This is a genomic window from Sphingomonas sp. FG14 (assembly GCF_057809675.1).
The window spans coordinates 51,750-65,480 of the sequence record NZ_JBMDKK010000015.1 but is presented as its reverse complement, the minus strand read 5'-3'; the positions used below and the strand labels follow the sequence as shown (position 1 = coordinate 65,480).

General features: G+C 64.6%; 15 protein-coding genes. 9 read left to right on the top strand and 6 right to left on the bottom strand.

Annotated features, from left to right (window positions below; all coding sequences use genetic code 11):
* Nucleotides 1-19 precede the first annotated feature (19 nt).
* Entirely contained in the window at nt 20-217 is a 198-nt protein-coding gene (locus ACODTA_RS24620) for a helix-turn-helix transcriptional regulator (RefSeq protein WP_489069625.1), read from the bottom strand.
* Nucleotides 218-831: 614 nt separating this feature from the next.
* Between ACODTA_RS24620 and ACODTA_RS24615 the strand changes: the two genes are divergently transcribed.
* Nucleotides 832-1,707: an OmpA family protein gene (locus tag ACODTA_RS24615; RefSeq protein WP_489069623.1), complete on the top strand. Its 876-nt coding sequence runs from the start codon at nt 832-834 to the stop codon at nt 1,705-1,707.
* Nucleotides 1,708-1,977: 270 nt separating this feature from the next.
* Here the strand turns inward: ACODTA_RS24615 and ACODTA_RS24610 are convergent, their stop codons facing one another.
* A complete protein-coding gene (locus tag ACODTA_RS24610; RefSeq protein ID WP_489069621.1) occupies nt 1,978-2,289 on the bottom strand; it encodes a hypothetical protein in 312 nt (103 codons plus the stop codon).
* Nucleotides 2,290-2,787: 498 nt separating this feature from the next.
* Here ACODTA_RS24610 and ACODTA_RS24605 point away from each other — a divergent pair, with 498 nt between their 5' ends.
* On the top strand, nt 2,788-4,005 hold the full coding sequence (locus ACODTA_RS24605) for an HD domain-containing protein (protein WP_489069619.1): 1,218 nt from the start codon (nt 2,788-2,790) through the stop codon (nt 4,003-4,005).
* 12 nt (nt 4,006-4,017) lie between these two features.
* Nucleotides 4,018-5,481: an ATP-binding protein gene (locus tag ACODTA_RS24600; protein ID WP_489069617.1), complete on the top strand. Its 1,464-nt coding sequence runs from the start codon at nt 4,018-4,020 to the stop codon at nt 5,479-5,481.
* Between the two features lie 272 nt (nt 5,482-5,753).
* Here the strand turns inward: ACODTA_RS24600 and ACODTA_RS24595 are convergent, their stop codons facing one another.
* Complete coding sequence (locus ACODTA_RS24595) at nt 5,754-6,188, bottom strand: hypothetical protein (protein ID WP_489069615.1); 435 nt, start codon at nt 6,186-6,188, stop codon at nt 5,754-5,756.
* 130 nt (nt 6,189-6,318) lie between these two features.
* On the opposite strand from ACODTA_RS24595, the gene ACODTA_RS24590 reads away from it, so the two are divergent.
* A complete protein-coding gene (locus ACODTA_RS24590; RefSeq protein WP_489069613.1) occupies nt 6,319-7,476 on the top strand; it encodes a nucleoside hydrolase in 1,158 nt (385 codons plus the stop codon).
* Between the two features lie 48 nt (nt 7,477-7,524).
* Here the strand turns inward: ACODTA_RS24590 and ACODTA_RS24585 are convergent, their stop codons facing one another.
* Both ACODTA_RS24585 and ACODTA_RS24580 read right to left on the bottom strand, forming a co-directional pair.
* Nucleotides 7,525-7,791, bottom strand: a complete 267-nt coding sequence (locus ACODTA_RS24585; RefSeq protein ID WP_489069612.1) for a hypothetical protein — start codon at nt 7,789-7,791, stop codon at nt 7,525-7,527.
* 42 nt (nt 7,792-7,833) lie between these two features.
* The gene (locus ACODTA_RS24580; protein ID WP_489069610.1) at nt 7,834-7,977 is read right to left on the bottom strand and encodes a hypothetical protein; all 144 of its coding nucleotides are present in this window, start codon (nt 7,975-7,977) and stop codon (nt 7,834-7,836) included.
* A gap of 184 nt (nt 7,978-8,161) precedes the next feature.
* On the opposite strand from ACODTA_RS24580, the gene ACODTA_RS24575 reads away from it, so the two are divergent.
* Nucleotides 8,162-8,533: a hypothetical protein gene (locus tag ACODTA_RS24575; RefSeq protein WP_489069608.1), complete on the top strand. Its 372-nt coding sequence runs from the start codon at nt 8,162-8,164 to the stop codon at nt 8,531-8,533.
* Between the two features lie 230 nt (nt 8,534-8,763).
* Here ACODTA_RS24575 and ACODTA_RS24570 read toward each other — a convergent pair whose 3' ends face one another.
* Entirely contained in the window at nt 8,764-9,273 is a 510-nt protein-coding gene (locus tag ACODTA_RS24570; protein ID WP_489069606.1) for a hypothetical protein, read from the bottom strand.
* A 331-nt stretch (nt 9,274-9,604) separates the two neighbouring features.
* On the opposite strand from ACODTA_RS24570, the gene ACODTA_RS24565 reads away from it, so the two are divergent.
* The 4 genes from ACODTA_RS24565 to ACODTA_RS24550 all read left to right on the top strand — a co-directional run bounded on the left by ACODTA_RS24565 (nt 9,605) and on the right by ACODTA_RS24550 (nt 13,720).
* A complete protein-coding gene (locus tag ACODTA_RS24565; RefSeq protein WP_489069604.1) occupies nt 9,605-10,525 on the top strand; it encodes a M14 family metallopeptidase in 921 nt (306 codons plus the stop codon).
* A 55-nt stretch (nt 10,526-10,580) separates the two neighbouring features.
* Nucleotides 10,581-12,323, top strand: coding sequence for a gamma-glutamyltransferase (gene ggt, locus ACODTA_RS24560; protein WP_489069602.1), 1,743 nt, complete (start codon nt 10,581-10,583; stop codon nt 12,321-12,323).
* A 14-nt stretch (nt 12,324-12,337) separates the two neighbouring features.
* On the top strand, nt 12,338-13,036 hold the full coding sequence (locus tag ACODTA_RS24555; protein ID WP_489069600.1) for a hypothetical protein: 699 nt from the start codon (nt 12,338-12,340) through the stop codon (nt 13,034-13,036).
* Nucleotides 13,037-13,144: 108 nt separating this feature from the next.
* On the top strand, nt 13,145-13,720 hold the full coding sequence (locus ACODTA_RS24550) for a hypothetical protein (RefSeq protein WP_489069598.1): 576 nt from the start codon (nt 13,145-13,147) through the stop codon (nt 13,718-13,720).
* Nucleotides 13,721-13,731: the final 11 nt, after the last annotated feature.

The window sequence follows — 13,731 nt, the reverse complement described above, 5'->3', positions numbered from 1 at the left end:
CGATCCCGCCGATAATGTTTTAGCCCTCTCCATCATCGAATATCTCCTCGATCTTCATGTCGAATACCCGCGCGATCCTGAAGGCGAGCGGCAGGGATGGGTCGTGTTTGCCCGTCTCTATGGCGTTCACGGCCTGTCGCGAGACATCGATCTGCTGACCCAGATCAGCCTGGGTCCAGTCGCGCTCCGCCCTCAGAACCTTCAATCTGTTCTTCATGACTGACTCACATTACAAAATGTAGTGTAACCATGACAATGTGTCAGGTAAACATGACATCGTCAAGCGCATATCGGTGGCGCCCGGCTGCGATTGCATTCAGGCCGACCTGGGCCATGGCGCGGGGGCGAGCGCGGGACGGCGATTGGGCGCCCCGATGCGATGCGCGCCGAAGAAGAAACGATCGCGCGCCCTGTTCCAAGATCTGTCGCCTGTTCCGCCGCGATTCGGCGCCTCGGGCAAAGCAGCCGAACGAATCGGCCGCGATCGAATTCATGGCCGCAACTTTATCGCGACTTGCTCGTTTTGGCGGCCCCGACGCCGCATTAAATCGATCAACTGTCGCGAAACAACGGCCTGCATCGGCTCGCCGCAATATGCGCTCCGATTACCGGGACGACGCGCCCGCGCCCCGGAACCGTTCATCTGCGCGAAAGGTTCGGCTGAACACCCAAACGGTCCCGATATCCAGGGAACGGCCCAAACGTCGTGAATTTTTTTTGAAGCGTGATGGAGAGGAATCCGAAATCCGGGCGTTATCGCAAGCTCGGCGGTTCGGATGAGAAGCTGTGATCACGCAAGCCAAGGCCGTTCGAGTTAAAAGGAGTAGCGCAATGAGTCTCATTTCCAGAAGTCCCCGCGCTGTGTTGCTGATCGCCCTGCTTGCCGCGCCGGCCACCGCCAGCCTCGCCCTGCAACCGCAGGATCCGCCCGAAGCCGAACTCTCGACCAGCGTCGCCGTCGATCCGGCCGGCGCCACCATGGCCAAGGGCCCGGTGATCGAGGGCATCATCTCCGCGCGCAGCACGGACAGGATCCAGATCACCGCGGCCGACGGCACCAGCACGCTCGTCGCCGTCAATGACGAAACCCGCATCAAGTCGCGCGGCGGCTTCCTCGGGCTGAACAGCAGCAAGCTCGCCTCCGCGCAGCTCGCCAACGGCCTGCCCGTCACCGTGAAGACGCTGCAATCGGGCGACAGCCTGATGGCGAGCCAGATCGACCTGAAGAACAAGGATCTGCGCACCGTCGCGATGATCCATGGCGGCACCGATCAGCGCTTCGCCGAACAGACCGCCGCCACGGAAGCGCTGCGCGGCCGCGTCGGCGATATCGGCGAATATAATATCAAGGGCACGACCAACGTGAACTTCGATACGGGCAAGGCCGTGCTCTCCGCCCAGGCGAAGAACGACCTGTGCGCCACCGCCACCCAGGCCGAAGGCACGAAGAACGCGCTGCTGCTGGTCGTCGGCTATACCGACTCCACGGGCAGCGAGGAACTGAACCAGGTGCTCAGCGAGAAGCGCGCCGCGCGCGTGGTCAACTATCTGCAACAGGCCTGCGGCTGGAAGCCCTATCGCATGCTCACCCCCACCGGCATGTCCGAAGCGGACCCGATGGCGGACAATGAAACGCCCGAGGGCAAATACCAGAATCGCCGCGTCGCGGTGAACATCCTGGTCAGCAAGGGCCTGGACGGCATTTGACACGGATACGGGATGGGCGGCGCCCATCCCGGTTTCTTGGCGGCAGGACGTTTCCTGCGGCGAAGCGCCTGACCACAGGCAGGCCGCGCATCGGCGCAGCAACGGCGCGACACCAACACGACACCAACACGACAGCGGCCGGGCGACACGCAATGCGCGATCATGGCGCGCACCGGCGCCGCAACCGCGCCCCACATCGAGCGCCGCCGCCACCCCTCTCCCCGAAAGCCGCCGCCCCCGCCGATCAGGCGGCGAACGGCCGCGCGGAACTCATTTACTTGTCAGCGCCCGCCGGGCGGACCGCGCCAGCGCGCAGTTGCCGCCGGTGGTGGCGCATTCCCGCTCCAGCATCTCGACGATCTTGAGCTGTTCGCGCTGCACGAACTCGTCATTGCGGATATCGGGCGAGAACATGTTCCTGCCCACCGGCGGCGCGCCCCCGCGATCGGGACGGCGAACCTCCCCCGAACCCGCCAGCACGAACTGCGCCGCGCGCGGAACCGCAAGCCCGATCGCCACCCCCGCCACCAGACACACCCCCGCGACAGCCACTGTCCCCATGCGTCGGCGCGGATGCGTCATGCCCGGTCCCCCGTCTCGATCGGCCCAGACTATCACGCCGGATAGCGGGCGGCACGTGGCTGGATTTGGTGGCGATTCCGGCGGGGTTTCGCGCTTCGAGGTTGCGGCTTCATTGCGGGGGTGGCGTCGGGGTTCCGAACACCGAAGCCGGGAATTACGGCGACGAGCTCGGGAATGGCTTCACTCTATAAGCACTAGCTCGACTGGGAAGTTCAGCATCTAGGGATTCCGCAGCTGTCATGATGATTGAATTGGACTCGACCGACCGCAATGCGGGGTAATTTTTGCCGTTACAGGCTGCTTGAGCGCTTCCCGGTAGTTGCCCTTCGTTCAGCTTGAGCGAAGGGCCAACGCAAATGTTGATGCTGTCAAAATTAGTTTTCCGGACAGCGCTTCCGCCGATGGTGAGGCTTCGAGTGTTTTTTGGGGAGCGTCTTCGGCATCGACTTTATGTAAATTTTCAGCAACTGTTCCGCAGCAATATCGAATGGGGTGGGAATGGCTATCGAGCATGTTGAAGCGACTGCTTTATGGCAGCACAGTCTGGCGACGCGCGAGAATGACTCTGCGTCGAAATATCGGGACCGGCTGCGCAGCGCGCTACTTACCATGCGCGATAACGTGATTCCGTTCGTGCGCAATATTCATCGGGATATACTTGGCCTAACTGTGCACGAAGAATCCCACCTTGATGCCTTATGGCAGACGGCCACGTGCATAGCCGGCGACGACTTCGAGCTGACCCCGATCGAGGCTTTCGTTTTCGGAGCCTCGATCCTGCTGCACGACACCGGCCTCGCCGTGGCCGCCTATCCCGGTGGCCTGGCAGATCTTGCCGAAACCGCAGCGTGGCGTGATGCCGAGGCGGGCGCTTGCGCACGACGCGTGCCCGCTTCGAGTGGTCCTTTATCGCCCGAGGAACGTCAAGCGGTCCTATTTACGACCTTGCGTAAGCTTCACGCCGAGCAGGCTGAAAAACTGATCAGCTTCACCTTTAAGCGGCCTAACCGCGAGGAAGCGATACCGCTGCTCCAAGACGTGGGGCTCCACGATGCGCTGGGCGCTGCGATTGGGCGCATTGCGCATAGCCACCATTGGAACAGCACCGATCTGGCGACCAAACTTGTTACGCACGCCGGCACTATTCCGGGGTTTCCCCCGGAATGGACGCTGAACGAACTGAAGGTGGCCTGCCTTTTGCGCTGCGCGGATGCTGCACACATTGATGCGCTGCGTGCACCCACTATGCTGTTCGCGATTTCCGACGTCCCGGGCGTGTCAGCGGAGCACTGGACCTTCCAAAACAAGCTCAACTCCGTCACGCGAGCCAAGGACAAGCTGGTCTTCTACGCCGGCCAGCCGTTCGGGGTCGACGAGGCTTCGAGTTGGTGGCTCGCCTACGACACCATGCAGATGGTCGACGGTGAACTCAAATCGAGCAACGCAATCCTTGAGGAGTCCGGATCACCGCAATTTGCTGCGACAGGTGTCTATGGCATCGAGGCCCCGCGTCTGTTGAGCAAAACCGTACGGGTCGACGGCTGGACGCCAATAAGCGCCGAGGTTAAGGTTTCTGATCCGGTTCATCTTGCGCGAACTCTCGGTGGTCGCAATCTCTATGGCTCAGGCGCAATCGCACCGGTCCGCGAGCTTCTCCAAAACGCGGTCGATGCTGTGCGCGCGCGGCGCGCGCACCAAGAGCGCGAAAGCGATTAGGGCAAGATCCGGTTGATCATCGAATCTCCGGACGGCGACCCCGCTGAGGTATGGCTGCACGTTGATGACCAAGGTACGGGTATGTCCGAGCGCGTGGTGACCGGACCACTGATCGATTTCGGTAAATCTTTCTGGTCATCGACGCTAATGGATGAGGAATTCCCGGGGCTGCGCAGTCACGCCCCTAAGCTGGTCGGCAAGTTCGGGATCGGTTTCTTTTCGGTGTTTCTGTTGGGGGACGCCGTACGTGTTATAACGCGGAGATTTGATGCGAGCGAGAATTCCGCTACCGTCCTGAGTTTCGATGAGCTGACCCGCCGGCCTCTGCTGCGTCGTGCAGCCACCGGGGAGCTTCCGCTAGACTACACTACCCGCATAAGCGTCAAACTCAACGACAAGGCGCGTGCTCAGCTTGCACCGACGAGAATGGGCCGATATCGGGCCGATCATCTCGTCAGTTTTGTAGCGAAGGTCGTGCACCTGATTGCCGCAGTCGATGTGGATATTGAGATCATTGATCGCGTCCATGGCGAAACGCGCAAACATGCTGGAGAATGGCTTATCAGCCCTGCCATCACTTTTCTGGAAGAAGTCTGCTCGCTTCACGACCCTCGGTTCGCACGGCATATCGTCTCGACCCATGGCGACCGTGTGCGGCAGATTGTCGAATTAGACGGCACTGTAGTTGGTCGCGGCGCCTTGTTGATTTCTGACTCACGTGATGAGGCATCTTGCATCGTCTCAGTTGGTGGCTTTTCCGCGCAGCGCAGCACGTTTGAGCGCCATCATTATGCCTACTACGAAGAATCGCAGCTGCCCGTCGGCTTCTTCGGCGGCAGCTCCGTGGTCGGCGTTGTTATCGGAGATACCCAAGATGCGGCCCGTGCCCGTGCGTCAGTCACTGCCTCACGCGATGCGATCGCGCGCTGGGCAAAAGAACAGGATGATCTGATCGATATTGATCGTTTTACTCCGGCGCACCAAGTCGAAATCTGCCACGCTTTGCTCAGGCTAGGAGCGGAATCCTCCAAGCTGCCGTTTGGCTTTCTTGGAGGACGATTCGCAACAGTCGAGCAGTTTCGTCAATCGATTCGAGAAAGCATTGCCGTAGACGTTCCGATAAATCACGCAGATTATCGTAACAGCCTAACTTTCCGTGATATTAATAAACTGACCACACCGTATTTTACTTCGATGCTTCACTCGACTGTAGCGGTAGTGTCTAAGTCCAGCTCATCCGACCTCCTTAGCGAGGAAGATCGACGCGAAATAGTAGAAGGAGGACGTAAGAGCCTTAACGATTCTCAGGTTGACAGCCTTTTGACTGATTACGCACTGAAGCAGCTGTCAAATATTGCAACAGAGGTCTGGTGTTCGAAGCCGATATTTACCATCGAACGCGTCAATTTGATTGCTGGCAACGCACCTGCGGGACGGCTCGATTCTTGGGCATTTCGGTTTAGTAAAGCGAATTGAGAGGGTATCGCACCCGCAATTCTCGCGCATAGAATTTTCAAAACGGACGCACAGCGTCATTTGGTGATCTATCGGTTGTTCGTGATAGGTTCCACAGTAATTTCCGCTATTCGGTGGGCTATCCTTGAAAGCGGCCTGTCAGTAACCGCGCCAATAGCCGCCTTGAAGAGTATCTAGCTTATACCGAAAAGCGTGAGCGGCTTTGATCAAACCCAAAACAGCCCAATCGATGTCTTATCGCAGCTAAGGATCACCGCCCCCGCCCAATCCCCTCACCGCCCTCCAGGCCGCCCCTCGATCTTCCCGATCGACAGCCGCCGCTTGCGCTTGGTCCCGGCCGCTGTTCCCGGCGCGCCCGGCTTGCGGTTGCGTTTCCAGTGATGGGGGATGGCGGGCGGCAATTCCCTGCCCCGGCGTCTGGTGAGGTGCAGGGCGATCGCGATCGGCAGGGTGAGCGCGAACAGCGCGGTGAAGCATATGCCGCGGATCTCCCCCGCGCCGTACCAGCCAAAGGCGATCGCCAGGGTCGCGGGTGAGAGCACCAGCGCCGCGAACCACAGCCGCACCTGATAGGCGAAGCCGGGCTTCTCGCCACCTTCCAGCCCGTTGCGCGCGAACCATCGCGACAGGCGATAGCCCAGCGCCGTCCCCGCCATCGCCAGCGCGACATACAGGATGTGGAGCAGGATCACGCCTTCGATACGCATGCCACCGGCGTATCGGTGCCGCCCGCGCGTGGCAACAGCCCGGCTTGCCGCCCGAGCGCCCTCTTGCGGACATGGATTGTATAATTCATGTATACGATTCTTGAATATGCGCAGGGGGAGCGATCGGGCGATGCGACACTGGACGGGCCTGTTGGCCGCCGCCGCGCTGGCCGCCCTCGCGCCGGCGCCGCCGCCCGCCATTGCCCGCGCGCCAGTCGACACGAGCGCATCCGGGGCCGGCGCGCGCCCCGCCCCCGCCCAGCCCGTCCGCGTCATCCTCGATACCGATATGTGGGGCGATATCGATGATGTGCTGGCGCTGGCGATGCTCCACGCCTTGCAGGATCGCGGAGAAGCGCGGCTGCTGGCGGTGACGGGATCGACCGACGATGCCTCCACCGCCGCCTTCATCGCTGCGCTCAACGGCTTTTACGGCCGCCCCGCCATCCCCGTCGGGCTGGTGCGCGGCGGCGTGACGGCGGAGCGGACCGCCCGGCGCTTTCCGTTCCTGAACGCCGTCACCCCCTATACAGAGGCGCTGACGCGCGCGGCGAAGGCGGACGGATCGCCGCTGTTCCCGCGCGCGGCGGAGGGTGGCGGCGCCGCGCCCGATGCGGTGGCGCTGCTCCGCCGCACGCTCGCCGCCCAGCCCGACGGCAGCGTCGTCATCATCCAGATCGGCTTCGCCACCAATCTGGCGCGGCTGATGGACAGCGGCGGCGACGCGGCCAGCCCGCTCGACGGGGCGGGCCTGGTCCGGCGCAAGGTGCGGCTGCTGTCGGTGATGGCAGGCGGCTATGCCGATGCGCGGGGCCGCCCGCTCACCAAAAGCGCGCCCGAATATAATCTGGAGCTGGACGTGCCCGCCGCCCGCGCGCTGTTCGATCGCTGGCCCACGCCGATCGTCGCCAGCGGGTTCGAGGTGGGCGTATCGATGCGGATCGACGGGCGCGCGATCGATCGGCTGCTCGGCCATTCCGCGCCCAGTCCGGTGCTGATGGCCTATCATCATGTCGATCCCGTCTATCGCACGATCCGGCCGACCGCGCCGGGCGCGCTGCACGATCACGCCACCTTCGATCTCACCGCCGTCCTCCACGCGGTCCGTCCCGATGACGGCTATTTCACCCTGTCCGCGCCGGGGCGGATCAGCGTGGCGGCGGACGGATCGAGCCGCTTCGCCGCGCAACCCGGCGGCACGCACCGCTATCTGAAGATCGACGACAGCATGCGCGCCCGCGCGCTGGAGGCGATGACCCTGCTCGCCAGCCAGCCGCCCGCGCGCTGAGCCGGAGGAGGATGCGCGATGCCGGAGATGCCTTTGGCGTGAGCAAGCTTAGAACTCGAACCAGAGCCCATCGGACTGATAACGCCCCGCCCCGGTGGCGCTGATCGACCACAATTTCCGGTTCTCATCCCGATCCACCTCCGCCAGCAGCTCACAGGCACCGTCGTAAAGGCGATGCCCTCCCACCAGACAGGGCGCGACCGCAAGCAACCTGCTCAGAAAACCATCATCCAGGATGGCAATCCTCGTGCCATCGGCAAGGTGCAAGGTCGCATCCGACCCCACCACGCACAACCTGCCAGTCAAGCGGTCCATACCAGCCTCCCGAAGCCCAGCCATGATCCCCCGATTCGCGATTCAGTCCGAATAATCGCGGCCCGAGTCGTACATCGACGTGCTGTCTTCATTCCTGTCGGATGGCCCGCCGCCGCCTCTTATGAACTGGACAATGCACCAGAGCATGAAGGCGCCGATCGGGATCATCCACCAAAGGCTGCTCATGCCTGCCCTCATCTTTCCCGCCCGCGAGGCCCGGGTGCCGGGGCGGTCCGCCGATCATAAGCGCGATGCCCGCCATTCGCCATCCGTGCCACCCGGATCGAACCGCTTGCGGCGGCGCGGGTTTCCGTGCTCCAATCGCCGGGCGATCGCGCGAAAATCAGGCGAGGGCTGAACCATGTCGCGAATGATCATGGCGCTGCTGTTGACGGCCCTGCCGCTGCCGGCGGCTGCCCAGTCGCTGACCAGCGAGCAGGCGATGGAGAATTTCCGCGCGAAGACCATGCAGCCGCCCCGCTGCGCGGCGAGCGGCGACCCCGACGACATCACCGTCTGCGGCAGCCGCAACCAGGGCGGATACCGGCTGCCGCTGGATGAACCGACGCCCGGCGCGCGCATCCGGGGCGAGGCCGTCTCGGCGGTCACGGTGGCCGAAACGCGCGACACCTGTTCGGCGGTCGGCCGGAATCAAAGCTGCGGCGGCGGCCTGCCGATCATGGGCATGGTGATGATGGTCGCGAAGATCATCGAGAAGAAGGTGCTGAACCCCGACGATTGACGCCGATCATGATGCGGCGTGAGAGATGCCGAGCCGCCCGGAGCCCCCCTTTTCGAGCATTCGCTTTCCCTAACGCCCGTGAACAACATCGATCGGCGCGAATTGACTGGATCCTTGTCTCGCGCGTCACCCCAGCGCAGGCTGGGGTCTGCCGACCAGATCGCGCCTTATCCTGTGGGAGATGCCAGCCTTCGCTGGCATGACGTTTGGGGTTGCGCCCCGCTCCCCCCTCACAGCGCCATGAACAGCACCGCCGCGACGCCGCCCACCGCCGCGATCAGCGCGGCGGCGCGCAGGCCGTATGAACGCAAGTCGCCATGCCCGCGCGGTTCGGGGAAAAACACCTCGGCATGGCCGGTGGCCTCCCCCTCTCGTGGCGGAGTGCGGATCGCGGCCGAGCGGGAGATCAGGCCCGGCCCGCTGACGCCGCTGGCCAGCGCCAGTTTCTCGAAGGCCAGCTCCATCTTCTCCTCGCGCAGATAGCGCGCGATCTCCACCATGCGCGCGTCGGGGGCGGGGCCGGAAAGGCGGCCGACAAGCTGCTCCACCTCGATATCGAAGCGGTGGAGCTGGTCGATCGCCTCCATCGCGCGGCGGCGGTCGCCGCGTTCGAGCGCGAGTTGCAGCCGGGTGAGCGACAACATGCCCGCGCGGCAGAATTGCAGGCCCAGCGCATGGTCGGTCGCGGCCGCCTCCCGCGCGTCAGGCGGATAATCGTTCCGGGCCGAAAAGGCGTTCATATCGCATGCTCCCTGCATCATCGTTCGCCCCGTTGACGCGGGCTTAGATGCGGGATCGGCCATGGCGACAGCCCCGATCCGATCCGCCGTGTCGCGGACGCGCCCAATGGTGATCGCCGGCGTTGGCGGGGTGGGCGCTGCCCGCTCTCCGTTCGGGCCGGCATGCCTGCACCACCCCCTCCCCGTTCCGGCCGGGGCAGACTTGCACCACCCCCCTCCGTGGCGATGCGGCCCCGCCCGCATTGCCCATGTGAACCGCCAACCCGATATGGCGCGCGCACCGCCGCCTCGCTACAAACCCGGCGATTCCACCCCGGCCAGCGAGAGCAGGATGACGAACGACAGATTTTATCCCATCGGCACCCCCGGCCAGCCCTGGGGAGCGGCGGAGCTGGACCAGTGGCGCGCGCGCCAGCCGCGCCAGCGCCGCTACGACGCGGACGTGCTGCCGCGCATCGATGCGCTGGCCGACCGATTCGAGCGCATCGTTTATGGCCAGACCGATTATGCCGGCGAAACCTATCCCCTGCTGGCGTTGCGCGGCCGCGATTTCGATCCCGCGCTGCCCGGCGCGCTGGTGACGGGCGGGGTGCATGGCTACGAAACCAGCGGCGTGATGGGCGCGCTCGCCTTTCTGGAGACGCGCGCCGCCGATTATGCGGGCCGCGTCAACCTGCTGGTGGCGCCCTGCGTCAGCCCCTGGGCCTATGAACGCATCAATCGCTGGAATTACGACGCGATCGATCCCAACCGCAATTTCCGGGCGGACGGCCCCGCGCGCGAGGCGACGGCGCTGATCGAACTGGTGCGATCGGCGGGCCAGCCCTTCCTGCTGCATATCGATCTGCACGAAACCACCGACAGCGACGAAAGTGAGTTCCGGCCCGCGCTCGCCGCGCGCGACGGCAAGCCCTTCGAACCGGGGCTCATCCCCGACGGCTTCTATCTGGTGGACGACAGCGCCAATCCCCAGCCCGAATTCCAGCAGGCCGTGATCGCCGCAGTGGAGCGCGTGACGCATATCGCCCCGGCGGACGCGGATGGGGAGATCATCGGATCGCCCGTGGTGGCGCATGGCGTGATCGAATATCCGCTGGCCGAACTCGGCCTGTGCGGCTGCATCACCGGCGCGCGCTTCACCACCACGACGGAAGTCTATCCGGACAGCCCGCGCACCGATGCGGAGGAATGCCTGCGCGCGCAGGTGGCCGCGGTGTGCGCCGCGCTGGATCATGTGCTGGCGGCGGGCTGAGGCGGGCGCCGATCCCCACTGGATTTCCCTTCCCCGCTCCCGCAATAGGGCGCGCATGATCCGTCGCGTCCTGCTTCTCCTCGCCGCCGTCAGCCTTCCGCTCGCCGCCGCGCCCGCCAAGTCGCCCCCCGTCATGTCGGGCACCGTTTCCGCCGCCGATCCGCGCGCGGCGGAGGCGGGGATAGAGATATTGCGGCAGGGCGGCAGCGCCACCGACGCCGCGATCGCGATGATGCTGGCGCTGAACGTGGTGGAGCCGCAAAGCTCGGGCATCGGCGGCGGCGGCTTCCTGGTCAATCACGACGCGAAAAGCCGGGCGGTCACCAGTTTCGACGGGCGCGAGGCGGCGCCCGCCGCCGCCGATGGCGAATGGTTCTTTCGCGACGGCAAGGTGATGGACCATGCGGACGCCATTCCCGGCGGGCGCAGCGTGGGCGTGCCCGGCAATCTGCGCATGATGGCGATGGCGCATGCCCGCCACGGCAAGCTGCCCTGGGCCGCGCTGTTCCAGCCCGCCATCCGCCTGGCGCGCGACGGTTTCGCGATCACCCCGCGCCTCAGCAATTCGATCGACCGATATGGCAAGGCGATCATATCGGACTGGGGCCGCGCCTTTTTCTTCGATGCGGACGGATCGCCGAAAGCCGCGGGCACGATCCTGAAGAATCCGGAGCAGGCGGCGCTGTTCGCGGGCATCGCCGCGAAGGGCCCCGATTATTTCTATCACGGCGCGACCGCCGAAAAGCTGGTGGAAACCGTCAACGGCGCGCGGGTCAATCCGTCGCGGATGACGATGGCGGATGTCGCCGCCTATCGCGCGAAGGAACGCGATCCCGTTTGCGGCACCTATCGCGTCTATCGCATCTGCGGCATGGGGCCGCCATCCTCGGGCGGGATCACCGTGCTGCTGATCCTCAAGCAGCTCGAACGGTTCGACATGGCGGCGCTGGGGAAGGACAATCCGGTCGCCTGGCATCTGCTGGCCGAAAGCGAGCGGCTCGCCTATGCCGATCGCGACACCTATCTGGGCGACGCCGATCATGTGTCCGTGCCGGTGAAGGGCCTGCTCGATCCCGCCTATATCGCGTCGCGCTCGGCGCTGATCAGCCCCGATACGACGATGGCGTCGATCGCGCCCGGCACCCCGGCCGGCGCGCCGCCGCGCGTGCGGGTGCAGCCCGGCCCGGAACATGGCACCTCGCACATGTCCGCCGTGGATGCGCGGGGCAATGTCGTCGCCGTCACCTCCACGATCGAGGATGTGTTCGGATCGGGCCTGACGATCGACGGCACCGTGCTCAACAACGAACTGACCGATTTCGACATCGCGCCGGTCAGGGACGGCTATCTCGCCGCCAATCGCGTGCAGGGCGGCAAGCGGCCGCGCAGCTCCATGTCGCCCACCATCGTCTATGGGCCTGACGGCAAGGTGCGCATCGCGCTGGGCGCGGCGGGCGGATCGACGATCATCGCGCAGATCGCCAAGGCGCTGGTCGGCGTGCTGGACTGGAAGATGAGCGCGCAGGACGCGATCGGCATGGGGCTGATCTACACGCCCGGCCCCGGCGGCGTGGTGGAACGCGGCACCCAGCTGGAACCCATGCTGCCCGCGCTCGCGGCGCTTGGCGAACAGCTCCGCGCCGGCCCGCTGGGGCTGAAGGCGAATGCGGTGGAACAGGTGAACGGCCAATGGACCGGTGCCGCCGATCCGCGCAGCGAAGGCGTCGCGATCACCATCACCGGCAAGGACAGCGTGACCCACAAGGTCGCGAGAGGCGCCAACGCGGCGCACGAATAGGGGCGCGGAACCCGATGGTCCGAGCATGGTGGCTGACGATCGCTCTGGCGGTGACGGGATCGCCCGCGCTGGCGGACATGACGGCGCATTATGTCGAACCGCGCGAGGTCGTCTCGCTCACGATCGAAATCGCCGACAATGGCGACGCCCGGAGCCAGGGGATCGATCCCCAAAGCTATTTCCTTTGGCGCGGAGGGCAGGCTTATCAAGTGCGCGCCACCGCCGAAGGCCCGGAGGTGATGCGTCTTGAAGACATGGTGGCCGCCATGGCCGCGCGGGCCGGTGCATCGGACCCGGCATTCAGGGACGAGATGCTGTCAGACAAGCCCGGACGGGCGCTCGTCGCGGGCCGGCCGGTGACGGTCAACGGGCGACCGGGCATCCCCTATCGCTCCGGCCGGGCGGGGCGCCGCGCCGATTTGACGCTGGTGATAAGCACCGATCCCGCGCTGGCGCCGCTGGCGCCCGCGATGCGGCATTATTTCGACATGACGAGCGAGATGATGCGCGCGATGATGCGCCTGACGCCGGGTGAGACGGACCCGTTCGCACCGATGCGGGCCGTGCTTGAAAAAGGTGCGCCACTCACCTTCGCGGGAATGGAATTGCGCTCGGTCGATCATGCCGCAATTCCGGCATCCCGCTTCGCCCTGCCAGCGGAACCGCTCTCACGCGCTGAGATCGACAGGAAGCTCGCCCTGCCGAAGCCGTAGCGCCCGCGCCACGATGCCATTCCACCATTTCGGATCAACTCCGTCTCGACTCCTTTCCGGCGCCGATGCAGCTTGCGGCCGTCCATTGAACGCGGGTGGGGAGCTCTTATGGATCAACAGGTTCAGTCGCTGTGCGGTTATGATCTGAGCGCATGGGCGAACATCGCCACCATCGGCGCGGCGGTGACCGCGCTGGTCGCGATCGTCATCGGGCTTTTGCAATATGTCGGATCGATCCGTTCGCAGGATCGGGGGCATATGCACGCGGTGTTCCGCGATTATCTGGAGTTCCGCGCCGGATACATGCAGCAGGCGTCCACCCATGTGACCGGTTACAAATTCTACGCGATGGAAGAAGTCTTCTATTGGGTGAAAAGCCAGCGGAAGTGGCGATATATCCCCTTCCGCATGAGCAAGAAGGAATCCGAAGCCTGGTGCAGCACGGTGAAGCATCACTGCACATTCGATGCGGGCGAGCGGAAATATTTTTCCGATAATCTCGAACTGTTCGGGATCGAGTTTCGAGACTTTGTGAGTGAGATCAACGGCCCGGCGCCCGCCACGGAAACACCGGCGCCTGCCGAAACACCGGCAACGGATGCGGCACCCGCCGCACCGCCGACGCGCCGCCGGCGCGGCCCCGCCACCACGCGCAAAAGGGGCGCGCCCGCCACCGGGGAGTAGACGCGCCTCCG